20 protein-coding genes are annotated in these 24,051 nt (G+C 73.7%); 15 read left to right on the forward strand and 5 right to left on the reverse strand.

Annotated elements, in window-relative coordinates:
• Positions 1 to 171: 171 nt before the first annotated feature.
• Positions 172 to 1,218 carry an SGNH/GDSL hydrolase family protein gene (locus tag ACFWTC_RS07960; protein ID WP_383920659.1) on the reverse strand — a complete coding sequence of 349 codons (1,047 nt, stop codon included), beginning with the start codon at positions 1,216 to 1,218 and terminating at the stop codon, positions 172 to 174.
• 126 nt (positions 1,219 to 1,344) lie between these two features.
• Here ACFWTC_RS07960 and ACFWTC_RS07965 point away from each other — a divergent pair, with 126 nt between their 5' ends.
• Complete coding sequence (locus ACFWTC_RS07965; RefSeq protein WP_383920837.1) at positions 1,345 to 2,730, forward strand: cystathionine beta-synthase; 1,386 nt, start codon at positions 1,345 to 1,347, stop codon at positions 2,728 to 2,730.
• Between the two features lie 359 nt (positions 2,731 to 3,089).
• Here the strand turns inward: ACFWTC_RS07965 and ACFWTC_RS07970 are convergent, their stop codons facing one another.
• Positions 3,090 to 3,476 (reverse strand): hypothetical protein, encoded by a 387-nt coding sequence (locus ACFWTC_RS07970; protein ID WP_384027155.1) that lies wholly within the window; start codon positions 3,474 to 3,476, stop codon positions 3,090 to 3,092.
• 198 nt (positions 3,477 to 3,674) lie between these two features.
• Here ACFWTC_RS07970 and ACFWTC_RS07975 point away from each other — a divergent pair, with 198 nt between their 5' ends.
• Positions 3,675 to 4,517 (forward strand): MurR/RpiR family transcriptional regulator, encoded by an 843-nt coding sequence (locus tag ACFWTC_RS07975; RefSeq protein ID WP_384027153.1) that lies wholly within the window; start codon positions 3,675 to 3,677, stop codon positions 4,515 to 4,517.
• A 111-nt stretch (positions 4,518 to 4,628) separates the two neighbouring features.
• Here the strand turns inward: ACFWTC_RS07975 and ACFWTC_RS07980 are convergent, their stop codons facing one another.
• The gene (locus tag ACFWTC_RS07980) at positions 4,629 to 5,918 is read right to left on the reverse strand and encodes a diaminopimelate decarboxylase (protein ID WP_383920713.1); all 1,290 of its coding nucleotides are present in this window, start codon (positions 5,916 to 5,918) and stop codon (positions 4,629 to 4,631) included.
• 406 nt (positions 5,919 to 6,324) lie between these two features.
• Here ACFWTC_RS07980 and hutU point away from each other — a divergent pair, with 406 nt between their 5' ends.
• The 8 genes from hutU to ACFWTC_RS08020 all read left to right on the forward strand — a co-directional run bounded on the left by hutU (position 6,325) and on the right by ACFWTC_RS08020 (position 16,193).
• Entirely contained in the window at positions 6,325 to 8,004 is a 1,680-nt protein-coding gene (gene hutU / locus ACFWTC_RS07985; RefSeq protein WP_383920716.1) for a urocanate hydratase, read from the forward strand.
• 23 nt (positions 8,005 to 8,027) lie between these two features.
• Entirely contained in the window at positions 8,028 to 9,233 is a 1,206-nt protein-coding gene (locus ACFWTC_RS07990) for an allantoate amidohydrolase (protein WP_383920843.1), read from the forward strand.
• Positions 9,209 to 10,564: a formimidoylglutamate deiminase gene (locus ACFWTC_RS07995; protein ID WP_384027151.1), complete on the forward strand. Its 1,356-nt coding sequence runs from the start codon at positions 9,209 to 9,211 to the stop codon at positions 10,562 to 10,564. Before ACFWTC_RS07990 ends, ACFWTC_RS07995 begins: the two co-directional genes overlap by 25 nt.
• A 74-nt stretch (positions 10,565 to 10,638) precedes the next feature.
• On the forward strand, positions 10,639 to 11,817 hold the full coding sequence (hutI, locus tag ACFWTC_RS08000) for an imidazolonepropionase (RefSeq protein WP_383920722.1): 1,179 nt from the start codon (positions 10,639 to 10,641) through the stop codon (positions 11,815 to 11,817).
• Positions 11,818 to 12,051: 234 nt separating this feature from the next.
• Positions 12,052 to 12,726, forward strand: a complete 675-nt coding sequence (locus tag ACFWTC_RS08005) for an LPXTG cell wall anchor domain-containing protein (RefSeq protein WP_384027150.1) — start codon at positions 12,052 to 12,054, stop codon at positions 12,724 to 12,726.
• A gap of 16 nt (positions 12,727 to 12,742) precedes the next feature.
• Complete coding sequence (locus tag ACFWTC_RS08010; RefSeq protein WP_384027148.1) at positions 12,743 to 13,786, forward strand: hypothetical protein; 1,044 nt, start codon at positions 12,743 to 12,745, stop codon at positions 13,784 to 13,786.
• Between the two features lie 5 nt (positions 13,787 to 13,791).
• Complete coding sequence (locus ACFWTC_RS08015) at positions 13,792 to 14,919, forward strand: hypothetical protein (RefSeq protein WP_384027258.1); 1,128 nt, start codon at positions 13,792 to 13,794, stop codon at positions 14,917 to 14,919.
• Positions 14,916 to 16,193, forward strand: coding sequence for a hypothetical protein (locus tag ACFWTC_RS08020; RefSeq protein WP_383920731.1), 1,278 nt, complete (start codon positions 14,916 to 14,918; stop codon positions 16,191 to 16,193). Before ACFWTC_RS08015 ends, ACFWTC_RS08020 begins: the two co-directional genes overlap by 4 nt.
• Positions 16,194 to 16,269: 76 nt before the next feature.
• On the opposite strand, the gene ACFWTC_RS08025 is transcribed toward ACFWTC_RS08020, so the two are convergent.
• Complete coding sequence (locus tag ACFWTC_RS08025; RefSeq protein WP_384027146.1) at positions 16,270 to 17,790, reverse strand: peptide MFS transporter; 1,521 nt, start codon at positions 17,788 to 17,790, stop codon at positions 16,270 to 16,272.
• Positions 17,791 to 18,290: 500 nt separating this feature from the next.
• On the opposite strand from ACFWTC_RS08025, the gene ACFWTC_RS08030 reads away from it, so the two are divergent.
• Both ACFWTC_RS08030 and ACFWTC_RS08035 read left to right on the forward strand, forming a co-directional pair.
• Entirely contained in the window at positions 18,291 to 18,968 is a 678-nt protein-coding gene (locus tag ACFWTC_RS08030; protein ID WP_053681251.1) for a response regulator transcription factor, read from the forward strand.
• A 28-nt stretch (positions 18,969 to 18,996) separates the two neighbouring features.
• A complete protein-coding gene (locus ACFWTC_RS08035; protein ID WP_383920738.1) occupies positions 18,997 to 20,262 on the forward strand; it encodes an ATP-binding protein in 1,266 nt (421 codons plus the stop codon).
• 87 nt (positions 20,263 to 20,349) lie between these two features.
• Here the strand turns inward: ACFWTC_RS08035 and ACFWTC_RS08040 are convergent, their stop codons facing one another.
• Positions 20,350 to 20,883 (reverse strand): GtrA family protein, encoded by a 534-nt coding sequence (locus ACFWTC_RS08040; RefSeq protein WP_384027144.1) that lies wholly within the window; start codon positions 20,881 to 20,883, stop codon positions 20,350 to 20,352.
• A gap of 212 nt (positions 20,884 to 21,095) precedes the next feature.
• Between ACFWTC_RS08040 and ACFWTC_RS08045 the strand changes: the two genes are divergently transcribed.
• The 3 genes from ACFWTC_RS08045 to ACFWTC_RS08055 are packed head-to-tail and all read left to right on the forward strand — an operon-like array spanning position 21,096 to position 23,973.
• Entirely contained in the window at positions 21,096 to 22,235 is a 1,140-nt protein-coding gene (locus ACFWTC_RS08045; protein WP_384027142.1) for a 5-(carboxyamino)imidazole ribonucleotide synthase, read from the forward strand.
• Positions 22,232 to 22,768: a 5-(carboxyamino)imidazole ribonucleotide mutase gene (gene purE, locus ACFWTC_RS08050; RefSeq protein WP_383920746.1), complete on the forward strand. Its 537-nt coding sequence runs from the start codon at positions 22,232 to 22,234 to the stop codon at positions 22,766 to 22,768. The genes ACFWTC_RS08045 and purE overlap by 4 nt, the downstream gene beginning before the upstream one ends.
• Positions 22,765 to 23,973: a dipeptidase gene (locus ACFWTC_RS08055; RefSeq protein ID WP_383920749.1), complete on the forward strand. Its 1,209-nt coding sequence runs from the start codon at positions 22,765 to 22,767 to the stop codon at positions 23,971 to 23,973. Before purE ends, ACFWTC_RS08055 begins: the two co-directional genes overlap by 4 nt.
• The last annotated feature ends 78 nt before the right edge of the window (positions 23,974 to 24,051 follow it).

Below are 24,051 nucleotides of genomic sequence, written 5' to 3' on the forward strand. Positions count from 1 at the left end.
GCCTCCCCCAGGGCCCCCGTGGGGCGGCGGCCCGGCCTTGCCCCGCGGCCCCCGGCGCCATGCTGGTCTGCCGGGGGCCCGGCTCGCCCTGCGGCGCCTGCCTGACCGGCCCGGCCTGCCCCGCCGCGCGTCGTGTACGTGTCGACGGCCCGGGGGCGTGGGCGCCGGTCGTCAGGTCGGGCGCGTGACCGTTTCCGGGTTCGGGGTGGTGGCGGGCGGGGGTGCGGCGAGGTCCTCGCCCGGGACCCGACGGCGGCGGCGGTGCTTGAGCAGGGCCCAGGGCCCGCGGGCCGCGGTGACCTCCGTGCCCGCCTCGCCGGCGGCCGCCGACGCGGCCTTGGCCACCGGGAGCATGTCCTCGTCCCGGGACACGTCCAGCCGGTCCGACTCGGGCCACACCCCGAGCGCCGCGCACAGCGTGGGGAGGACCGCCATCGCGGCCGTCGCGTACCCCTCCGCCGACGGGTGGTAGGAGTCGGGGCCGAACATCTCGCGCGGGTTCGCGGCGAACTCGGCGCCCAGCAGGTCCCCCATGGAGACCGTACGGGCGCCCAGCGCGACCACGCCTATGGTCTGGGCCGCCGCCAGCTGGCGCGAGACCCGCCGGGCCACCCACCGCAGCGGCTGGTACACCGGCTCGATCGTGCCCAGGTCCGGGCAGGTGCCCACGACGACCTCGGCGCCCGCCAGCCGCAGCCTGCGTACGGCCGAGGTCAGGCACCGCACCGAGTGGGTCGGCGGCATCCGCCGGGTCACGTCGTTCGCGCCGACCATGATCACGCAGACGTCCGGCGGGGGCACCTCCTGCCCCTCCGGCCCGTCGAGCAGCAGGCCCACCTGCCGGTCGAGGTCGTCCGACATCGCCCCCGACAGGGCCACGTTGCGCAGCTCCACGGGCCGCTCGGCCACCGCCGCCAGCCCGGAGGCCAGCAGGGCCGCCGGCGTCTGCCGGGCCCGCCGTACGCCCAGCCCAGCGGCCGTGGAGTCGCCCAGCATGCCCAGGCGCAGCGGCCCCGGGCTCTGTTCGGGTCCGCCGAACTCGCTCCCGTACAGCCCGTCCGCGCGCGGCGGATCCGGCAGCCCGGTCCCCACCGTCCGCTTCGCGAACTGGACCTCCGCCAGCACCAGGCCCACCGTCGCGGCCCCGACCAGTCCGAGGCCGCCTCCGCCGTACGCCGCTCCCGCCGCGATCCGGCGGGCCGTTCTCGCCCTCGACACGCTTCAGGCCACCTCCTCGTCCCTCGACGACCTACCTGCCCCGTACGTACGGTCGTCCAATCCCTTTCGGCATACCCTGGCCAGACCTCCCGGAGAACCCGTGGAGTCCCCTCCTTGGAGAACATGGTGCAATTCCACGACTCGATGATCAGCCTCGTCGGCAACACCCCGCTGGTGAAGCTCAACCGTGTGACCGAAGGCCTGCAGGCCACCGTCCTTGCGAAGGTCGAGTACTTCAACCCCGGCGGGTCGGTGAAGGACCGCATCGCCGTACGGATGATCGAGGCCGCCGAGCAGAGCGGAGCCCTCAAGCCCGGTGGCACCATCGTGGAGCCGACCAGCGGCAACACGGGTGTAGGACTCGCCATCGTGGCCCAGCAGAAGGGCTACAAGTGCATCTTCGTCTGTCCTGACAAGGTGTCCCTGGACAAGATCAACGTCCTGCGCGCCTACGGGGCCGACGTCGTGGTCTGCCCGACCGCGGTCGACCCGGAGCACCCGGACTCGTACTACAACGTCTCCGACCGCCTCGTGCGCGAGACGCCGGGCGCCTGGAAGCCCGACCAGTACAGCAACCCGAACAACCCCCGTTCGCACTACGAGACCACCGGTCCCGAGCTCTGGGACCAGACCGACGGGAAGATCACCCACTTCGTCGCGGGCGTCGGCACCGGCGGCACGATCTCCGGCACCGGCGGCTACCTGAAGGAGGTGTCCGGCGGCAAGGTCAAGGTCATCGGCGCCGACCCCGAGGGCTCGGTCTACTCCGGCGGCTCGGGCCGCCCGTACCTCGTCGAGGGCGTCGGCGAGGACTTCTGGCCGACCGCCTACGACCGCAACGTCACCGACGAGATCATCGCGGTGTCCGACAAGGACTCCTTCCAGATGACCCGCCGTCTCGCGAAGGAGGAGGGCCTGCTCGTCGGCGGCTCCTGCGGCATGGCGGTCGTGGCCGCCCTGCGCGCCGCCGAGGGCCTGGGACCGGACGACGTCGTCGTCGTCCTGCTGCCGGACAGCGGCCGCGGCTACCTCAGCAAGATCTTCAGCGACGAGTGGATGGCCGGCCACGGCTTCCTGGAGGAGGCCGGTCCCTCCGCGCGCATCGGCGACGTGCTGAATGACAAGGAGGACGGCATCCCCTCCCTCGTCCACATGCACCCCGAGGAGACCGTCGGCCAGGCCATCGAGGTCCTGCGCGAGTACGGCGTCTCGCAGATGCCGATCGTCAAGCCGGGCGCCGGCCACCCCGACGTCATGGCCGCCGAGGTCATCGGCTCCGTCGTCGAGAAGGAGCTGCTGTCCGCGCTGTTCGCGCAGCGCGCCTCGCTCGGCGACCCGCTGGAGAAGCACATGAGCGCGCCGCTGCCGCAGGTCGGCTCGGGCGAGCCGGTCTCCGAGCTGATGTCCGTGCTCGGCGAGGCCGACGCGGCGATCGTGCTGGTCGAGGGCAAGCCGACCGGCGTCGTCAGCCGCCAGGACCTGCTGGCCTTCCTGGCCAAGGGCTCCAAGTAACCGCCGCGGTGCGCGGCTACTACAGCCGCGCACCGCTGCCCCGGCCGTGCCGCGCGTCCGACGCGCAACCGGTACGGGCCCGACACGTGGGCGCAGCACCGGCTTAACACGGCTCCGGCACAGTGGTGGTCGTCGGCAGGGAAGACCGGGAGACCGCCAAACCCGGCCGGCACCACGAACGGCGTTGCGCGACTCCGGAGCGGCTCCCGGACCGTGTGCGCCATGGACGCGGACGGCCCTGACCCGGCCCGTGTCCTTCGCGGGGACCGCCGTCGTCCCGCCCCCGGGCAACCGGGGTGCGGCGGTCCCCGCCCAACTCTTTTCCGGGCCCGTCGGCCCATCGGCCCCGCCGACCTCCGTCAGTCCAGCGGATCGCGGCTCCCGCGGCCGCCGAAGGACTTGTGGGCGTGGACGAAGTTCACCGCCACGATGCCCGCCCAGACCACCAGCAGCCCGCTCAGGCGGGCGTGCGCGGCGCCGATCGCCGAGAGCGGGATCGCCAGGACCAGCGTGATGACGGCGAAGCCGAACCGCTCCCCGAACGCGGCCCCGGGCGAAGCCGGGCCGCCGTCCGGCCCGCCGCGGGCCGCCCGCAGGCGTTCCTCGGCCAGCCGGCGCCTGACCTGTGTGTCGACCTTCTCGACGAACGAGTCCACCAGCTCGGCCTCGTACTCCGGACCCAGCTCCCGCCGGGCGTCCAGGGTGGCGTCGAGTTCCTTCTTCAACTCTCGGGCATGCGCGTCCATCCCCCCACGGTAGGCAGCGGCCCGCGCTCCGGCACTGGGGCTATCCCCCCGGTTCCGCGCCCGCCGGCCCCCCGCGGACCCCGTCCGCCCCGCTCCGCCCCCTCCGCATCGTGGGCGCGGGTTGCCCCGCTGCATAACCGCATGCAGAGTGCTCCGTGACTGAATATTCGACCGGGGACGGGATGGAGGGGGACGGCCATGAGCGACGGCCCGGCCGCACGGCTGCAGGCGCTGTTCGAAGGGCACCGGCTGACGCCGACCCAGCGGCGGATCGCGCACTGCATGGTGCGCGGGGCGGCCGAGGTGCCGTTCCTGTCGAGCGTGGAGCTCGCCGAACTGGCGGGCGTGAGCCAGCCCTCCGTGACCCGGTTCGCGGTGGCGCTGGGCTTCGACGGGTACCCGGCGCTGCGCCGGCACCTGCGCGAGGTGGCCCCCGCCGAGCGGGCCGGGGCCGAGGACGGGGACGCGTACAACGAGTACCAGCAGGCCGTCCAGGGCGAGATCGAGAACCTGCGGCAGCTGTCGGCGATGCTCGCCGATCCCGCGCCGGTCCAGGAGACCGGCCGGCTGCTCGCCGCCTCGGTCCCGCTGCCGGTGCTCGGGCTGCGGGCGGCGTCCTCGCAGGCGCGCGGGTTCGCGTACTTCGCCGGCAAGGTGCACCCGGACGTACGGCTGCTCGACGAGGGCGGCTCGATGCTGGAGGACCGCATCGACGCGGCCCGCTACGAGGGCGCCACCGCGCTGCTGTGCTTCGCGCTGCCCCGCCACCCCCGGGAGGTCGTGGACGCCCTGGAGCGCTCCCGGCGAGCCGGGCTGACGGTCGTCACCGTGGCGGACTCGGCGTTCGCGCCGGTCGCCCGCCACTCGGACCTGCTGATCCCGGCCCCCGTCGGCACCGGCCTGGCGTTCGACACGGCCTGCGCCCCGATGCTGCTGGGCCGGGTGCTGCTGGAGGCGATGGCGGACGCGCTGCCGGACGCGCAGGCACGGCTGGAGGCCTTCGACGCGCGGGCCGCGGCGCGGGGGCTGTTCGTGGAGTGAACCGGCCGCGGGGGGCGGGGCGCGGCGGCTGGCGGCGGGGCGGTCGGTGGCGCGCTCGGTTTCGGGCCTCGCCCCGGCCCTCGCGGCCGCCCTGACACGCGAGCCGCGGCGTCAGAGCAGGGCGTCCCGGTGGGCGGCGCCCGCTTCCGCGACGACGGCCGCGAGGTCCTGCGCCGGGCGGACCGGGGCGAAGCGGATGCCGCCGTCCGGGCCGGCCGCGTACCCGTGGACCGCGGGGCGGGGAAGGCTGTTGTAGCCGTAGTGCGCCGTGAAGAAGTACGCGCCCGTGTCCGGCACCCCGACCAGGTCGCCCGGGGCCAGCAGGGGCAGCTCCCGGGCCGTGGCGAGCAGGTCGCCCGCGAAGCAGGCCGGCCCGGCGACGTCCTGGGCGACCGGGTCGCCGGTCTTCGGGACGCCCTTCGCGTCGTACGCCAGGACGCGGACCGGCCAGGCGGCCGGCGCGTACACGGTCCGGGTGGCCAGCTGGACCCCGGCGTGCGTGACGGCGATCGGGCGGCCCCCGGTGGTCTTGGTGTACTCGACCCGCGCGAGGATCAGCCCGTGCTTGGCCAGCAGGGCCCGGCCGAACTCCGTCACCAGGCCGTACGAGCCGTCGAAGAGCCCGGGTACCGCCTCGCGCAGGGCGGCCGCGTACCCCGCGAAGGCCGGGGCCTCCTCGTCCGAGGTGAAGTCCACCGGCAGCCCGCCGCCGATGTCGAGGGTGTCGACCTGGCGGCGCCCGGCCGCCGCGTTGATCTCCTCGGCCAGCTCGTGCAGCTCCCGCACGCCCTGCACGAGCAGGGGGAGCGGGACCCCCTGCGAGCCGGAGTGGGTGTGCAGGCGCGTCAGCCACGGCCGGTGCAGGAAGGCCCGGACGAGCCGGGCGCGGGCGCCGGGGTCGCGCAGGGCGACGCCGAACTTCGAGGTGGCGGTGGCGGTGGAGAGGGCGCCGATCGTGCCCGCGCCCGTCTGGGGGTTGATCCGGACGCCGATCGGGGACGAGGTGGGCGCCGCAGCGACCAGGGCGTCGAGGCGCTCCAGCTCCTGGTGGTTGTCGGCGTTGACGGCGATCCCGAGGGCGAGGGCCTCCCGCAGCTCGGCGGTCGTCTTGGCGGGGGAGTCCAGGACGGTGTGCTCCGGCAGGGCCCCGGCCGCCCGGGCCAGCGCCAGCTCGCCGGCGCTCGCCACCTCGCAGCCGAGCCCGCAGTCCGCGAGCAGCCGCAGGACCGGTACGAGCGGGGCGGCCTTGACGGCGAAGGCGTGCAGGACCGGCGTGCCGGGCGGCAGCACGGCCGCGAACGCGCTGGTCAGGGCGGCCGCCGAGGCCCGGATGCCGGCCGTATCCAGCAGGCAGACCAGCGGCTCGGAGTCGAGCAGCCCCTGCCGGACGGCGGCCCGCACGGCCAGGTCCCGGCGCCGGCCCCGGACCCCCGCGGCACCCGCGCCCGGACCGGCACCCGCGCCCGCGCTTGCCCCGGCGCCCGGACCGGCGCACGCGGCGCTCAGCCCCGCATCCGCGCCCGCGCCCGCCCCCGCGCCAGCCCCCGCGCCCGGACCGGCACCCGCACTCGCCCCCGGTCCCGCGCCCGCCGCCGCGCCCGGACCGGCACCCGCATCCGCGCCCGGCCGCGCCCCCGGACCGGCGTCCCCGCCCGGTCCCGTGCCGGCCTCCGTGCCCGTCTCCGCGTTCCCGTCGGCAGCCATGGCGCCATCCCACCACCACACCGACCCGCCCGCAGCTGTTGACTGAATCTATTCATGGGGACAGGATGTGAATGGATTGACCAACATCGGAGGAGGCACAGCCATGTCAGGACCTCGCCCCGTACGGGCCTCGCGCGGTACCGCACTCAGCACCCTGGGATGGCAGCAGGAGGCCGCGCTGCGGATGCTCCAGAACAACCTCGACCCCGAGGTCGCCGAGCACCCCGACAAGCTCGTCGTCTACGGCGGCACCGGCAAGGCCGCCCGCGACTGGCGCTCGTACGACGCCATGGTCCGCACCCTCCAGACCCTCAAGCAGGACGAGACGATGCTCGTCCAGTCCGGCCGCCCGGTCGGCGTCATGCAGACCCACGAGTGGGCGCCGCGCGTCCTGCTCGCCAACTCCAACCTCGTCGGCGACTGGGCCAACTGGGAGGAGTTCCGCCGCCTGGAGAACCTCGGCCTGACCATGTACGGCCAGATGACGGCCGGTTCGTGGATCTACATCGGCACCCAGGGCATCCTCCAGGGCACCTACGAGACCTTCGCCGCCGTCGCCGCGAAGAAGTTCGGCGGCACCCTCGCCGGCACCATCACCCTCACCGCCGGCCTCGGCGGCATGGGCGGCGCCCAGCCGCTGGCCGTGACGATGAACGACGGCGTCGCGATCTGCATCGACGTCGACCCGCGCGCCATCGACCGCCGCATCGAGCACCGCTTCCTGGACGTCAGGGCCGACAACCTGCGCCACGCCCTCCAGCTCGCCGTCGAGGCCCGCGACGCCCGCAAGCCGCTCTCCATCGGCCTCCTCGGCAACGCCGCCGACCTGCTCCCGCAGATGCTGGCCGAAGGCGCGCCGATCGACATCGTCACCGACCAGACGAGCGCCCACGACCCGCTCGCCTACCTCCCCGTCGGCGTCGACTTCGACGACATGGCCTCCTACGCGGCCAAGGACCCGGCGGGCTTCACCACCCGTGCCCGCGCGTCCATGGCGACGCACGTCGAGGCCATGGTCGGCTTCATGGACGCCGGCGCCGAGGTCTTCGACTACGGCAACTCCATCCGCGGCGAGGCCCAGCTGGCCGGCTACGACCGCGCCTTCGCCTTCCCCGGCTTCGTCCCCGCCTACATCCGGCCGCTGTTCTGCGAGGGCAAGGGCCCCTTCCGCTGGGCGGCCCTGTCCGGTGAGGCCTCCGACATCCACAAGACCGACAAGGCGATGCTGGAGCTCTTCCCGGAGGCCGATTCCCCTCAGAACGCGTCCCTGCACCGCTGGATCAAGATGGCCGGCGAGCGCGTCCACTTCCAGGGCCTGCCCGCCCGCATCTGCTGGCTCGGCTACGGCGAGCGCGACAGGGCCGGCGAGCGCTTCAACGACATGGTCGCGAGCGGCGAACTGGCCGCCCCGCTGGTCATCGGCCGCGACCACCTCGACTGCGGATCGGTGGCCTCCCCGTACCGCGAGACCGAGGCCATGCTCGACGGCTCCGACGCCATCGCCGACTGGCCGCTGCTCAACGCCATGGTCAACGTCGCCTCCGGCGCCTCCTGGGTCTCCATCCACCACGGCGGCGGCGTCGGCATGGGCCGCTCCATCCACGCGGGCCAGGTCACGGTCGCCGACGGCACCCCGCTGGCCGGCGAGAAGATCCGCCGCGTCCTCACCAACGACCCGGGCATGGGCGTCATCCGCCACGTCGACGCCGGCTACGACATCGCCGAGACCGTCGCCGACGAGCGCGACGTCCGCATCCCCATGCGCGAGGGTGACGACGCGTGAGCGAGGCCTCCACCTTTCACGGCATGTGGGCGCAGCTCGCGCCCGTCGGCCGGGACGCCGGCAGCGGCGGCTACCGCCGCTACGCCTGGACCGGCGCCGACGCCGACTGCCGGACCTGGTTCCAGGAGCAGGCCGAGGCGCGCGGTCTGGCGTACGAGACCGACCGCAACGGCAACCAGTGGGCCTGGCTCGGCGACCCCCTCGCCGGGGACGCCGTCGTCACCGGCTCCCACCTGGACTCCGTCCCCGACGGCGGGGCCTTCGACGGCCCCCTCGGGGTGGTGTCCTCCTTCGCGGCCCTGGACGAACTCCGCCAGAGAGGTGCGGAGTTCGCCAGGCCCCTGGCCATCACCAACTTCGGCGACGAGGAAGGGGCCCGCTTCGGCCTCGCCTGCGTCGGCTCCCGGCTCGCGGCCGGGCAGCTCACCAAGGAGAAGGCGTACGAGCTCCGCGACGCCGACGGGATCAGCCTGCCCGGGGCCATGGAGGCCGCCGGGTACGACCCCGACGCCATCGGGGCCGACCCCGAACGCCTCGCCCGGATCGGCGCGTTCGTCGAACTCCACGTGGAACAAGGCCGCGCCCTCGACCTGTCCGGCGACCGGGTCGGGATCGCCTCCGCGATCTGGCCGCACGGCCGCTGGCGGTTCGACTTCCGCGGCGAGGCCAACCACGCCGGCACCACCCGCCTCGCGGACCGCCGCGACCCGATGCTCACGTACGCGGCGACCGTGCTGGCCGCCCGGACCGAGGCGGCCCTCGCCGGAGCCGTCGCCACCTTCGGGAAGATCGCAGTCGAGCCCAACGGGGTCAACGCCATCCCCTCGCTGGTGCGCGGCTGGCTCGACTCCCGCGCCGCCGACCAGGCGACCCTGGACACCGTCGTCACCGCCGTCGAGAAGGCCGCCCGCGAGCGCGCCGACCAGGACGGCATCGACCTCGCCGTCGTCCGGGAGTCCTTCACCCCGGTCGTCGAGTTCGAACACGCCCTGCGCGACGAGATGAACCGGATCCTCGGCGGGTCCGTGCCCGTCCTCGGCACGGGGGCGGGACACGACGCCGGAATCCTCTCCGCGGCCGTCCCGACCGCGATGCTGTTCGTACGGAACCCGACCGGCGTCTCCCACTCCCCGCGGGAGTTCGCCGCCGAGGACGACTGCGTGGCCGGAGTCCTCGCCCTCGCCGACGTACTGGAAGGCCTCGCATGCCGCTCGACCCGCACGCCGTGACGACGTACTGGCTGGAGCACGCCTGGCTCGGCACCCACGTCGAGCCGGGCGTCGCCCTCGACGTGACGGCCGACGGCCGCATCGCCGCTCTCGGCACCGGGGCGGCGACGCCCCCGCCCGGCGCGGAGGTGCTGCGCGGCCTCACCCTCCCGGGTCTGGCCAACGCGCACTCCCACGCCTTCCACCGGGCCCTGCGCGGAACGGTCCAGGTCGGCTCGGGCACCTTCTGGACCTGGCGCGACTTCATGTACAAGGCGGCCCAGAAGCTCACCCCCGACACGTACTTCGCGCTCGGGCGCGCGGTGTACGCCGAGATGGCGCTGGCCGGCATCACGAACGTCGGCGAGTTCCACTACGTCCACCACGCCCCCGGCGGCGTCCCGTACGCCGACCCGAACGCCATGGGCGAAGCGCTGATCGAGGCCGCCGCCGCGGCCGGCATCCGGATCACCCTGCTGGACACGGCGTACCTGGCGGCGGGCTTCGGCGAGGCCCCGAACCCGCACCAGCTGCGGTTCTCCGACGGCACCGCCGACGCCTGGGCCGAGCGGACCTCCGCCCTGAAGCCCCGCGGGCACGCCCTGATCGGCGCCGCGATCCACTCGGTGCGCGCCGTGCCCGCCGACCAGCTGGCCACCGTCGCCCGCTCGGCCGAGGAGCGCCGCGCCCCGCTGCACGTCCACCTGTCGGAGCAGACCGCCGAGAACGACGCGTGCCGGGCCGCCCACGGGTGTACGCCGACCCAGCTGCTCGCCGACCACGGGGTGCTCGGCCCGCGCACCACCGGCGTCCACAACACGCACCTCACGGACGCCGACATCGCCCTGATCGGCGCCGCCGCCACCGGCACCTGCATGTGCCCCACCACCGAACGCGACCTCGCCGACGGCATCGGCCCGGCCGTCCGCCTCCAGCACGCGGGCAGCCCGCTGTCCCTGGGCAGCGACAGCCACGCCGTGGTCGACCTGCTCGAAGAGGCCCGTGCCCTGGAGCTGAACGAGCGCCTCAGCAGCCGCACCCGCGGCCACTGGACGGCGAACGCGCTGCTCACCGCCGCCACCGAGGACGGGCACGCGGCCCTCGGCCGGTCCGACGCGGGGCGCCTGGAGGCCGGTGCGCTCGCGGACTTCACCACCGTCGCCCTGGACTCCGTACGGACGGCGGGAACCCTGCCCCGCCTCGGCGCCGAGACGGCGGTCTTCGCCGCCACGGCCGCCGACGTCCGCCACACGGTGGTCGGCGGCCGCCACGTCGTCCGCGACGGCCACCACACCCTGGTCGAGAACGTCCCGTCCGCCCTGGCCGACGCCATCGCGGCACTGCGCGCCTGACCAGCCGAAAATCCCCGCCGGCGTCTGAGGCGCGGGGTCCGGGGCGGAGCCCCAGACAACCCCCGAGAGGAATCATGACCACCACCGTCATCACCCACATCGGCAGCCTCGTCACCAACGACCCCGCCGTCGGGGACGGTTCCCCCCTCGGGCTGATCGCTGACGCCGCGGTCGTCATCGACGGCGAGCGCATCGCCTGGGTCGGCCCGACCGCCAAGGCCCCGCCCGCGGACGAGACCTACGACGCGCAGGGCCGCGCCGTCATCCCCGGCTTCGTCGACTCCCACTCGCACCTGGTCTTCGCGGGCGACCGCACCGCCGAGTTCAACGCCCGTATGTCGGGGCACAGTTACTCGGCCGGCGGCATCCGCACCACCGTCGCCGCGACCCGCGCCGCCACCGACGCCGAGCTGGAGGCCAACCTGCTGCGCCACCTCCGCGAGGCCCGCCGCCAGGGCACCACCACCTTCGAGACCAAGTCCGGCTACGGCCTCACCGTCGACGACGAGGCCCGCGCCCTGCGGATCGCCGCCGCGCACACCGAGGAGGTCACCTACCTCGGCGCGCACATCGTCTCCCCCGACTACGCCGACGACCCGGCCGGCTACGTCGACCTCGTCACCGGCGACATGCTGGCCGCCTGCGCCCCGTACGCCCGCTGGGTGGACGTCTTCTGTGAGAAGGGCGCCTTCGACGGGGACCAGGCGCGCGCGATCCTCACCGCCGGCGCCGCCGCCGGGCTGATCCCGCGCATCCACGCCAACCAGCTCGGCCACGGCCCCGGCGTGCAGCTCGCCGTGGAGCTCGAAGCGGCCTCCGCCGACCACTGCACCCACCTCACCGACGCGGACGTCGACGCCCTCGGCCAGGCCGCGGCCACGACGGTGGCCACCCTGCTGCCCGGAGCCGAGTTCTCCACCCGCGCCCAGTGGCCCGACGCGCGGCGGCTGATCGAGGCGGGCGCGACCGTGGCCCTGTCCACGGACTGCAACCCCGGCTCCTCCTACACGAGTTCCATGCCGTTCTGCATCGCGCTCGCCGTCCGGGACATGCGGATGACCCCCGACGAGGCCCTCTGGTCGGCCACGGCCGGCGGCGCCCGCGCCCTGCGCCGCACCGACGTCGGCACGCTCACCCCCGGCGCCCGCGCCGACCTGGCGCTGCTGGACGCGCCCAGCCACGTGCACCTGGCGTACCGCCCGGGCGTCCCGCTCGTCTCGGCCGTCTGGCAGCGCGGGGTCCGCGCCTCCTGAACCGCACGGGGGACGGCCGGCCGGCTCCGGGAGAGCGGGCCGAGCCGGTCGGCCGCCCCCGCCCCGACCGCACGAGCCGGTCACCGCACCCCCCGCCGGACCGGCCGAAACCGCGCGGCCGAAAGCCCGTTGATCCGGGTCGTCCTGCGTCTTCCCTCCGCAAGGCCCCCGGCGTACCTTGAGCCACCAATCTGATGTGTCGTCAGTAACTTGTGGCCCGAGGGGAAGACGAAGGTGTCCAACCGGAAACGCTCCACCGCGCTCGCGCTGGCCTCCGCGCTGGCCGGATCGACGGTACTGCTGGCCGCTCCCGCAGCCCGTGCGGCCGTCGTCGACGTGGCCTACGACTGCAAGACCCCCATCGGGGACAAGTCGGCCGTGTCACCCATCGACATCAAGGCGGTCAAGGAGGGCGACGCCTACAAGCTGACGATGTCCTTCCAGAAGGGCGTCTCGTCCAGCCCCATCGAACTCGGCAAGGGCGCGATGACGCCCAGCGCGGTCATCCTCGTCGGCGGCGCCGAAAAGGTGTCCGTGCCGGTCGCCGGCCCGCCCAACGCCGAGGCGGCGCCCGCCGACACCCCCATCAAGATCAGCGACCTGTCGGGCACCTACACGCCCAAGAAGAGCGGCAAGGCCACCTTCACCGCCGGCGTGCTCACCATCAAGGCGATGGGCACCACCACCACCTGCACCCCCGGCAACAGCCCCGGACCCTCCCTGGAACTGGAGGTCACCGCCCCCGCGGGCAGCGCCCCCCAGTCCGGTGGCGGCGACGAGGAGACCCTGCCGCAGACCGGTCCCACCGACTCCGCCCTCGCCCTCGGCACCCTCGGCGGCACCGTGCTGCTCTCCGGCGCCGCCGGCGTGCTCTGGCTGACCCGGCGCGGCCAGCGGGCCCGGTCCTGAACGGAGCACCCCGGCCATGCCCGTGCTCCACACCCCCGGGAGGACCGCCCGCCTCGGCGCGGCCCTCCTCACCGCCGCCGCCCTGTACGCGGGCTCCGCGCACCCGGCCGCCGCCGACGAGCCCGGCTGGACCGCCGAGCCCGCCGCCGGCAGCGCCGCCCGCCCCGGCGGCGCGCGCCCGTACCACTACCTGGCCGGCGCCCCCGGCACCGTGCTGGAGGACCGCCTCGCCCTCGCCAACACCACCGACCGGGAGCTGACCGTCACCCTGCGCGGGGCCGACGCCTACAACACCGCCGACGGCGCCTTCGCCGTGCGCCCCGCCCGGGAGTCGACCGGAGCCGGGTCGTGGATCAGCTTCGGCGCCGGCTCCGCGGTGAGGATCCCGCCCCGCACCCGCGCGGTGGTCCCCTTCACCGTCACCGTGCCGCCCGCCTCCCCGCCCGGGGACCACCCCGCCGCCGTGGTCGCCGCCGAGGGCGGCCGCGAAGCGGGCGTACGGGTCCACCTGCGGGTCAGCGGCCCGACGCTGGCGGCCCTCACCGTCGAGGACGTGTCCGTGCGCGGCCGGGGCGCCGCCGCGGAGGTCGCGTACACCCTGGTCAACCGCGGGAACGTGGCCCTCGCCCCCGAGGTGTCCCTGCGCGCCGAGGGCCGCTTCGGCGAAGTCCCCGGCCGTACCGCCCGCGCCCTGCCGCTGGAACTGCTCCCGGGGCAGCGGGTCGAGCTGACCGAACCCTGGCCCGGCGCCCCCGCCCTCGACCACGTCCGCCTCACCCTGACCGCCACCGCGCCCGGCGGCGCCCGGGCCACGGCGGAGGCCTCCGCGTGGTTCGTGCCCTGGCGGGTGGCCGGCTGGACGGGCGGCGGGCTGCTCCTCCTCGGCGGGACCGCGCTGGCCGCGCTGTTCCTCGTACGCGGCCGGGGGACCCGGGAGCGGGTCCCGGGGCGGGGCGCGGACGGCGGTGCGGGCGGCGGCGGAACGGCGGACGGCGGGACGCCCGGCGGGCCCGGCACGGCCCGCGCACCGGAACACGAACTGACGGGAGCCTCCACGTGAGCGCCATGGTCGCCCGCACGCCCGGCGCCGCAGCCCGGCTCGCGGCCCTCCTCGCCGCCGGGCTGGCGGCCTGCGCCCTCGCGCTGCTGCCCGCGGCCCCGGCCGTCGCCGACGAGGGCAAGCCCGCGGTGGCGCTCTCGCTCCAGGAGGCCGCGAAGGGCACCGAGATCACCGTGACCGGGACCGGCTGGCGGCCCAAGACGCTCGTGATGCTGCTGGTCTGCGGCGAGAACATGATCGGCGGCACCAACAGCTGCGCCAACGCCGACGGGGTCGCCGTCGCGGTCGCCGACGACGGCCGCTTCGCCGCCCAGCTGCCGGTCGTGGCCCCGCCCAAGCCCTGCCCGTGCGTCGTGAACGTCACCTCCGTCAACGGCGACCAGTCCACCGTCGCCGCCCCGCTGGAGATCACCGACCATCCGGTGGCCGAGCTGCCCGCCGCCTCCGGCACGGCCCGCCTCGCGATGCTCACCGGGGTGGAACTGGAGGGCGGGGACGGGGTGCTGACCTGGTTCGGCTCCCCGCCCTCACGGAAGTTCAAGGTCACCGTCGGCAACCTCGGCTCCGCCCCGGTCAAGGACCCCGTCTTCCAGCTCGGCATCGCCCACGGGGTGTTCGCACCCCTGTGGGAGGAGGCCCGCTGGAAGGGCACCATCCCGCCGGGCGGGAAGGCCGAGATCGCCCTGGACGTCGCCCTCACCGCGGGCGCGTACGGGGACTACACGATCTCCCTCAAGTACGGGGAGACGGTCGTGGCCGCCCAGCCCTGGGGCGTGGACCGCCCGTACGGGGTCCTGCTCTTCTGGGGCCTGCTCCTGCTGGTGGTCCCGGCCGCGGTGTTCCGCGTCGGCATGGCCGTCGTCGACAGGGTCCGGCCGCGCGCCGCCCCCGCCGGCGGACGCCACCGCGGCGCCGGCGCCGCCGACGCGGCCGTCACGGCCCGGCTGCCCCGGATCCCGGCCGTACGCCGTCCCGCGCGGCCGGACCGCGGCGAGCCGGAGCCGCCGCCCGCCCCGCCCCCACAGACCACCACGGCGGTCCTGCCGTGGTTCACCCCGGACAGCGCGCCGGAGACAGCACCACAGACGTCCGCACCGTCTGAGAACCGTTCGACGACGAAGGGACATTCGTGAAGACCCAACGGAGGGTAAGCGCGGCCGCGGTCGCGCTGCTGCTCGGCGGCGCGGGCATCGCCCTGGCGGCTTCTCCCGCCCTGGCTGCCGAGACCACGTACAAGGTCAAGTGCATCCCGCCGGCCGGCGGTGGCAGCCCGGTGGAGGGCGACACCACGGCCAGGATCACGGCTCCGGCCACCGCCAAGGTCGGTGACGAGGTCGACGTGGTCTGGGAGACGGTCAAGCCCGCCTCGAACAACACCGACCTGATGGTGATCCCCAAGGACTCCGTCCTGCCCACCGGCTGGATCGCGGTCGGCGGCGGGATGGGCGAGCTCAAGGTCGTCGGGGAGAAGAAGAACCCGGAGATCCCCAAGAAGGCCCCCATGGTGATGTCCGCCATGAAGGGCAAGCTGAAGCTCACCAAGGCCGGGAAGATCACCCTGAGCCCCGGCAAGTACGACGTCGCCGTCACCTTCTCCATCGGCACGTTCGTCACCAAGTGCGCGCCGACGGGCGCGGTCGGCGTCGGCGCGACCATCGACGTGTCGGCCGGCTCCACCGGCGGCGCGACGAACGGGGGCGCCACGAACGGCGGGGCGACGAACGGAGGCGCCACCAACGGCGGCGCCACCGCCGGGGGCGGCGGCCAGACCGACTTCCCGGGCAAGGCCGTCGACGTGAAGTTCGACTGCGGCGAGACGGTCCCCGGCGGCATCACCACCCCGGTCACCGTCAACGCCAAGAAGAACGGCGGCAGCTACGACCTGACGGTCAAGACGGCCAAGGACGCCATGAAGGCCCCGGTGCCCCTGCCCAAGGGCGCGCTCAAGCCCTCGATGCAGATCAAGCTCGGCGGCGCCGACAGCGGCGCGGTCAAGGTCACCGGCCCGGCCAACGCCGAGCCGATCGGCCAGGGCGCGGGCGTCAGCCTCAGCGACATGACGGGCACCTACAAGCCCGGCAAGACGGGCAAGGTCAGCCTCAGCCCGTCCGACATGACGATCGAGGTCACGATGGTCGCGGGGTCCACCCCGCTCAGCGTCCCCTGCAAGGCGGCCACCAGCGCCGTCTCGCTGGAACTGGACACCACCGCCCAGCAGGGCGGCTCGGGCGGCCCGTCCACCTCGGGCGGCTCCGGCGGCGCCGCCGCCTCGGGCGGTCTCGCCGAGACCGGCGCGGAGGACGAGGGCGGCATCAAGGCCCTGGCCCTGGTCGCCGGCACGGTGGTCCTGCTCGGCGCGGCGGTCTTCACCTTCACCCCGTGGCGCCGCCTGCGCGGCACCCGGTAGGAGCGGTCACGGCACGGGAACGGCCCGGCACACCTTCCGGTGTGCCGGGCCGTTCGTCCCACGGGGCGGGGACGTGTCAGTTCACGTCGCCCATCAGCGCGTTGACCTTCTTGCGGTACATGTAGATCGCGACACCGGCGAGCACGGCGGCGGCCGCCTGGAAGAGGATCACCCCGACGCCGTTCAGCTTCACGTCGGCCAGGCTGAGCAGACCGGTGATGCAGTCACCGGCGGTGACGGCCAGGAACCAGACGCCCATCATCTGGGAGGCGTACTTCTGCGGCGCCATCTTCGTCGTGACCGACAGGCCGACCGGCGAAAGGAACAGCTCGGCGATCGTGTGCATCAGGAAGATCAGCACCAGCCACCACATGGTGACCTTGGTGTCGTTGCCCGCGACCTGGCTCAGCGGCACGGCGAAGACGAAGAACGAGGCGCCGACGATGACCAGGGCGATCGAGAACTTCACGATGGTGCTGGGCTCGCGGTTGCGGCGGGCCAGGGCCACCCACACGGCGGCGAAGATCGGGGCCAGGGCCACGACGAAGAGCGGGTTCAGCGACTGGAAGACGACGGTCGGAACCTCCCAGCCGAGCAGGTTGCGCTCGGAGCTCTTGTCACCGAACAGCGAGAGGGTCGAACCGCCCTGGTCGTAGATCATCCAGAAGACGGCGGCGGCCACGAAGAACCAGATGTAGGCGCTCATCCGGGTCTGCTCACCGGCGGAGAGGTCCTTGTCCCGCTTGATGCGCACGAGCACCGCGACCGGGATGATCAGACCGGCGATGGTGATCGGGTACAGCGCCCACTTGATGGTGAACATGTCGGCCGCGACCACGGCGCCGTAGAAGACGGCGACGGCGGCCAGGACGGCGAGGGCCTTGACGATCACGGTCTTGCGCTCGGCGGGGGACAGCGGGTTCGGGACGATGCTGCTCTTCGGGCTCAGGGTCTTGCCGGCCAGCAGGAAGATGATCAGGCCGATGCCCATGCCGATGGCGGCGAGGAAGAAGCCGATGTGCCAGTTGACGGTCTCGCCGATGGTGCCGATGGCGAGCGGCGCCGCGAAGGCACCCACATTGATGCCGATGTAGAAGATCGTGAAGCCACTGTCACGGCGCGAGTCGTCCGCGTCCTTGTACAGGTGGCCGACCATCGTGGAGATGTTGGCCTTCAGCAGACCGGAGCCGATCGCGACCAGAAGCAGGCCGACGAAGAACGCCAGCTGGCCGGGCACGGCGAGCGCCACGTGGCCCGCCATGATCACGAAGCTTGCGATGGCGACCGTCTTGCGGGCGCCCCATACGCGGTCACCGAACCAGCCGCCGGGCATGGCCATCAGGTAGACCATGGCCACGTACACGGAGTAGATCGCCGTGGCCGTCGCCGCCGTGAAGCCGAGCCCGCCGCCCTGGCTTCCGGTCGCGGCGTCCACACCGCCGGAGACCAGGTACAGGACGAGAAGCGCACGCATGCCGTAGTAGGAGAACCGCTCCCACATCTCGGTCATGAACAGCGTGGCCAGCCCGATCGGGTGGCCGAGGACGGTCTTCTCGTGAGCGGGGCTCGGTGAGGCCGTCGTCAGGCTGGAAGCCATGGTCGATCCTTGCTTGCTCGGGACGCTGGGCTTCGTGAGCCTGGTAGCGCCCGGTGAGGGTGGCCGGCACCGGCGACCGGAGTTCCGCCCCACGCCTCGGGGTCCGCACCCTAAGGAGGAGCGGTGGAACGTCAGTCGCCGGGGTCCACGCCCGTCGCGCACCATCGCGCGCAGGGCCCGGCCCACAGGTCGTTCACTGCCGTCGGTCCCGGACAGGGCGGTCCGCCGCGTCGGTGCGTGGGGACAGCCAATCCGGCCCGTACAGAATCGAAGACCTCCGGCGCGCTTTTCGGCACAAAGGTCCCCTGAGTATTGCATCAGGCGTCTCGCCACCATACGACACGACACTGCGGCATATGGAAGGACTTGAGATATGGATCACAGGATTCCGGGGAACCGTTCGGCTCTATTCCATGGTCGTTAGTCCTTCGTATGCCCAGTTCCCCAGGGGTGTGCAGGCAGGCCCCGGGCGGGACTTCCCGCGGACTACCATCACCCACATGACGCGTGTACTGCTCGCCGAGGACGACGCATCCATCTCGGAGCCCCTGGCTCGCGCCCTGCGCCGGGAGGGGTACGAGGTCGAGGTCCGGGAGGACGGCCCCACCGCCCTGGACGCGGGACTGCAGGGCGGCGTCGACCTCGTCGTCCTCGACCTCGGCCTGCCGGGCATGGACGGCCTCGAAGTCGCCCGTCGGCTGCGCGCCGAGGGCCACGGATTCCCGATCCTCGTGCTCACCGCCCGCGCGGACGAGGTCGACACGGTCGTCGGCCTGGATGCGGGCGCCGACGACTACGTGACCAAGCCCTTCCGCCTCGCGGAGCTGCTCGCCCGGGTCCGGGCCCTGCTCCGCCGCGGCGCCACCGAGGCGAGCCAGCCCCCCGCCACCCACGGCGTCCGCATCGACGTCGAGTCGCACCGCGCCTGGATGGGGGAGGAGGAGCTCCAGCTCACGGCCAAGGAGTTCGACCTGCTGCGCGTCCTGGTCCGGGACGCGGGCCGGGTCGTCACCCGCGACCAGCTGATGCGCGAGGTGTGGGACACCACCTGGTGGTCCTCCACCAAGACCCTCGACATGCACATCTCCTGGCTGCGCAAGAAGCTCGGCGACGACGCCGCCAACCCGCGCTACATCGCCACCGTTCGCGGCGTCGGCTTCCGCTTCGAGAAGAGCTGACCCCCGCTCCTGGGGCATGCTCTAGGTCATGCGCCGCCGCCTGATCAACTCCACGCTCGCCGTGGTGCTCGTCGTCATCGCCGTCTTCGGGGTCTCCCTGGTCATCGTGGAGACCCGCACCATCAGCAGCAGCGCCCAGGACCGGATCGAGTCCGAGGCGCTCCGGCTGGTGGGCGTCGTCGAGTCCGACGTCCTGGAGAAGAAGCCGGTGGACACCGCCGCGCTCGCCGAACTGCTCGAAGGCGGCAAGTACGCGCGCATCACCATCCCCGGACAGCCGCCCGTCGAGGTGGGCGACCGCATCGACGAGGGCGTCATCCGCGGCATCGCGCGCGGCGAGCAGGGTGAGGTCGTGGTCGTCGAGGAGGCCCGCTCCACGGTCACCCGCGAGGTCGTGCGGACGCTGGCCGTCGTCGGCGCGGTGGCCCTGCTGGCCGTCGTGGCGGCCGTACTCCTCGCCGTACGGCAGGCCAACCGGCTGGCCTCCCCCCTCACCGACCTCGCCGAGACGGCGGAGCGGCTCGGGTCGGGCGACCCGCGCCCCCGCCACAAGCGGTACGGGGTGCCCGAGCTGGACCGCGTCGCCGACGTACTGGACTCCAGCGCCGAGCGGATCGGCCGCATGCTGACCGCCGAGCGGCGCCTGGCCGCGGACGCCTCCCACCAGCTGCGCACGCCGCTCACCGCCCTGTCCATGAGGCTGGAGGAGATCACGGTCACCGACGACCTGGAGACCGTACGGGAGGAGGCGACGATCGCCCTGACCCAGGTCGAGCGGCTCACGGACGTGGTGCAGCGGCTGCTCACGAACTCGCGGGACCCGCGGACCGGCTCGGCGGTCCCCTTCGACCTCGACGAGGTCGTCAAGCAGCAGGAGGAGGAGTGGCGCCCCGCCTACCGCAGCGCCGGCCGGGCCATCGTCCGGTCGGGGAAGCAGGGCGTACGGGCCGTGGCCACCCCCGGCGCCGTCTCGCAGGTCCTGGCCACCCTGGTGGAGAACGCGCTGATGCACGGCGGCGGCACCGTCGCCCTGCGGACCCGGGTGATCGGCAACCAGGCGGTGCTGGAGGTCACGGACGAGGGCCCGGGCGTGCCCCCCGACCTCGGCAACCGGATCTTCGAGCGGGCCATCAGCGGCCGCAACTCCACCGGGATCGGCCTGGCCGTCGCCCGGGACCTCGCGGAGGCGGACGGCGGCCGCCTGGAACTGCTCCAGGCGCAGCCGGCGGTGTTCGCGCTGTTCCTCAGCCGGACGGCCCCGGAGCGGTCCGACCCGCAGACCACGGTCCGCTAGCGGCGTAGCTGCGTACGGGCGTACGTACGAGGTACGGCGTACGGGCCGCTGCGGGGGCGCGTACGGGCGCGTACGGGCGCGGCCGGGTCAGGAGCCCGTGGGCGCCGCGGGCGCCTGCGCGGCCCCCGCGGCGCCGGGCTCCGGCACGGGCTCCGGCACGGGCTCCGGCTCGGGCTCCGGCACGCGCAGGGCCCGGAAGACCCACGTCCGGTACGACCAGAAGCGGAAGACGGTGGCCGTCCCGATGCCGACGAACTTGAACACGTTGGTCGCCACCGGGCCGTCCCAGCCGAACCCGTACGTGGCGGTGTACAGCACGCCGTTCTCGATCACCAGGCCGATCGCGCTGAAGGCGGCGAACAGCGCCAGCTCGCGCGTCCGGCGGCTCTGCGCGCGGTCCCGGTAGGCGAAGTACCGGAAGCCGAGGTAGTTCGTGGCGATGGCCACGACGGTGGCTATCACGCTCGCGCGCACCACCTGGAGGTCGGTCGTGTGCCGGATCAGGTTGAAGACGCCCAGGTTGACCAGCACACCCAGACCGCCGACCGCCCCGAACTTCGCGACCTCCCGTACGAGGCCGCGTACGCGTTCGAGGACAGATCGGTTCCCCGGCGTGCTCATCTGTTGGTTCAGTCCCTGTCGGTCACCGCCCCGCGCGGGGCGTCCGGTTCTCTACCGTCGGCTCTGCCGCCGACCCGGCCATGTTAAGTGTCGCCCCCGCGGCCCGTCTGTGCCTTCCCGCACCGTGCGACGCACGGCACACCGCCCGGTCCGCGCCGGGCGCGCGCCCATGCGGGTCCCGGTGGCCGAATACCGCCGGATACCCTGGAGGCGTGACGTTCCCGGTAGTCGGCATGGTCGGCGGCGGACAGCTCGCCCGCATGACCCACGAGGCGGGCATCCCCCTCGGCATCAGATTCAAGATCCTCAGTGACACCCCACAGGACTCGGCGGCCCAGGTCGTGAGCGACGTCGTCATCGGCGACTATCGCGATCTGGAGACACTGCGCGCCTTCGCGCGCGGCTGCGACGTGATCACGTTCGATCACGAGCACGTGCCCACCGAGCACCTCCGGGTCCTGGAAGCGGACGGCATCCCCGTCCGCCCGGGGCCCGACGCGTTGGTGCACGCCCAGGACAAGGGGGTGATGCGCGCCAGGCTCGACGAGATCGGCGCGCCGAGCCCCCGCCACCGGATCGTGCGCGATCCGGCGGACGCGGCGGCCTTCGCGGACGAGGTGGGCGGCTTCCCCGTCATCCTCAAGACGGTGCGCGGCGGGTACGACGGCAAGGGCGTGTGGTTCGTCCGCACGCCCGCGGACGCGGAAGCCCCGTTCAAGGCGGGCGTCCCGGTCCTCGCGGAGGAGAAGGTCGAGTACGTCCGCGAGCTCGCGGCCAACATCGTCCGCTCCCCGCACGGCCAGGCGGTGGCCTACCCCGTCGTGGAGTCCGTCCAGGTGGACGGGGTCTGCGACACGGTGATCGCCCCCGCCCCGAACCTCTCCGAAGAGCTCGCGGGCGAGGCCCAGACCCTCGCCCTGCGCATCGCCGGGGAACTCGGCGTGACCGGCCACCTGGCCGTGGAGCTGTTCGAGACCACCGACGGCCGCATCCTCGTCAACGAACTGGCCATGCGCCCGCACAACAGCGGCCACTGGACCCAGGACGGCGCGATCACCTCCCAGTTCGCCAACCACGTGCGCGCGGTCCTGGACCTCCCGCTGGGCGACCCGCGCCCCCGCGCCCGCTGGACGGTCATGGCGAACGTGCTCGGCGGGGACTTCCCCGACATGTACGCGGCGTACCTGCACTGCATGGCCCACGACCCGCAGCTGAAGATCCACATGTACGGCAAGGACGTGAAGCCCGGACGCAAGGTCGGCCACGTCAACACCTACGGCGACGACCTGGACGACGTGCTGGAGCGCGCACGCCACGCTGCCGACTACCTCAGAGGAACGGTCACCGAATGAGCACCTCCGCCGCTGGTCCCGTCGTCGGCATCGTCATGGGCTCCGACTCCGACTGGCCCGTCATGGAGGCCGCCGCCCAGGCCCTGGACGAGTTCGAGATCCCCTACGAGGTCGACGTCGTCTCCGCGCACCGGATGCCGCGCGAGATGGTCGCGTACGGGGAGCAGGCCGCCGGACGCGGCCTGAAGGCGATCATCGCCGGCGCGGGCGGGGCCGCCCACCTGCCCGGCATGCTCGCCTCCGTCACCCCGCTGCCGGTCATCGGCGTGCCGGTACCGCTGAAGTACCTCGACGGCATGGACTCGCTGCTGTCGATCGTCCAGATGCCCGCCGGGGTCCCCGTCGCCACCGTCTCGGTCGCCGGCGCGCGCAACGCCGGGCTGCTCGCCGTACGGATGCTCGCCGCCCACGACCCGGAGCTGCTGGGCCGGATGCGGGAGTTCCAGCAGGAGCTGAACGACCAGGCCACCGACAAGGGCAAGCGGCTGCGGGCGAAGGTCGCGGGAGCGGACGCCTTCGGATTCGGCAAGTGAGCGCCGCGCAGCGCCTGGACGAGGCGCGCGAGCTGCTGGCCGAGCACCCCGTCGTCGACGGCCACAACGACCTGCCCTGGGCGCTGCGCGAGCAGGTGCGCTACGACCTGGCGCGACGGGACATCGCGGACGACCAGTCCGCCCACCTGCACACCGACATCCCCCGGCTGCGCGCCGGCGGGGTCGGGGCGCAGTTCTGGTCGGTGTACGTGCGCTCCGACTACGCGGGCGACGAGGCGGTCAGCGCCACCCTGGAGCAGATCGACGCCGTCGCCCAGCTGATCGACCGCTACCCCGGCGACCTGGTGCGGGCGCTGACGGCCGACGACATGGAGGCGGCCCGCGCCGACGGCCGGATCGCCTCGCTGATGGGAGCCGAGGGCGGGCACTCCATCAACAACTCGCTCGCCACCCTGCGGGCCCTGCACCGGCTGGGCGTGCGGTACATGACGCTCACGCACAACGACACCATCGACTGGGCCGACTCGGCGACCGACGAGCCCCGGCACGGAGGCCTCAGCGACTTCGGCCGCGAGGTCGTCCGCGAGATGAACCGCGTCGGCATGCTGGTCGACCTCTCCCACGTGGCCGCCACGACGATGCGCGACGCGCTCGCCGTCTCGGCCGCCCCGGTGGTCTTCTCGCACTCCTCCGCGCGGGCCGTCTGCGACCACCCGCGCAACGTCCCCGACGACGTGCTGGCGCTGCTGCCCGCGAACGGCGGGGTAGCGATGGCCACCTTCGTTCCGAAGTTCATCCTCCCGGCCGCCGTCGAGTGGACCCTGGCCGCGGACGCGAACCTGAGGTCCCACGGCTTCCACCACCTCGACACCACGCCCGCGGCGATGGCCCTGCACCGCGCCTTCGAGGCGGAGCGCCCGCGCCCGGTGGCCACGGCCGCCACGGTCGCGGACCACCTGGACCACATGCGCGCGGTGGCCGGGATCGACCACATCGGCATCGGCGGGGACTACGACGGCACGGCCTTCACCCCGTCCGGACTGGACGACGTGGCGGGCTACCCGAACCTGGTCGCGGAACTGCTGGACCGCGGCTGGTCGAAGGCCGACCTGGCGAAGCTGACCTGGTCCAACGCGGTACGGGCGCTGCGCGACGCGGAATCGGTGGCGCGCGGCCTCGCGCAGACCCGGGGCCCGTCGAACGCGGTGATCCCGCCGGCGGACACGGGCCCGGCGGGCGCGTGACGCCTGCGTCCGGCGGGTGCGGTGACCTGGTGTGACCTGCCGGTTACACCCGAACGCCGCATCCGCCGGGCGGCCCGG

The sequence above is a fragment of the Streptomyces sp. NPDC058619 genome (assembly GCF_042717785.1).
Lineage (GTDB): Bacteria > Actinomycetota > Actinomycetes > Streptomycetales > Streptomycetaceae > Streptomyces.

Bases quoted from the DNA above. Each gene is read 5' to 3' on its own strand.
- ACFWTC_RS07970 (WP_384027155.1), bottom strand. From the start codon at position 3,476: ATGGACGCGCATGCCCGAGAGTTGAAGAAGGAACTCGACGCCACCCTG.
- ACFWTC_RS08010 (WP_384027148.1), top strand. From the start codon at position 12,743: ATGCCCGTGCTCCACACCCCCGGGAGGACCGCCCGCCTCGGCGCGGCC.
- ACFWTC_RS08035 (WP_383920738.1), top strand. From the start codon at position 18,997: ATGCGCCGCCGCCTGATCAACTCCACGCTCGCCGTGGTGCTCGTCGTC.
- ACFWTC_RS07990 (WP_383920843.1), top strand. From the start codon at position 8,028: ATGTGGGCGCAGCTCGCGCCCGTCGGCCGGGACGCCGGCAGCGGCGGC.
- ACFWTC_RS08040 (WP_384027144.1), bottom strand. From the start codon at position 20,883: ATGAGCACGCCGGGGAACCGATCTGTCCTCGAACGCGTACGCGGCCTC.
- hutI (WP_383920722.1), top strand. From the start codon at position 10,639: ATGACCACCACCGTCATCACCCACATCGGCAGCCTCGTCACCAACGAC.
- ACFWTC_RS07995 (WP_384027151.1), top strand. From the start codon at position 9,209: ATGCCGCTCGACCCGCACGCCGTGACGACGTACTGGCTGGAGCACGCC.
- ACFWTC_RS08025 (WP_384027146.1), bottom strand. From the start codon at position 17,790: ATGGCTTCCAGCCTGACGACGGCCTCACCGAGCCCCGCTCACGAGAAG.
- ACFWTC_RS08030 (WP_053681251.1), top strand. From the start codon at position 18,291: ATGACGCGTGTACTGCTCGCCGAGGACGACGCATCCATCTCGGAGCCC.
- ACFWTC_RS08015 (WP_384027258.1), top strand. From the start codon at position 13,792: ATGGTCGCCCGCACGCCCGGCGCCGCAGCCCGGCTCGCGGCCCTCCTC.
- hutU (WP_383920716.1), top strand. From the start codon at position 6,325: ATGTCAGGACCTCGCCCCGTACGGGCCTCGCGCGGTACCGCACTCAGC.
- purE (WP_383920746.1), top strand. From the start codon at position 22,232: ATGAGCACCTCCGCCGCTGGTCCCGTCGTCGGCATCGTCATGGGCTCC.
- ACFWTC_RS07975 (WP_384027153.1), top strand. From the start codon at position 3,675: ATGAGCGACGGCCCGGCCGCACGGCTGCAGGCGCTGTTCGAAGGGCAC.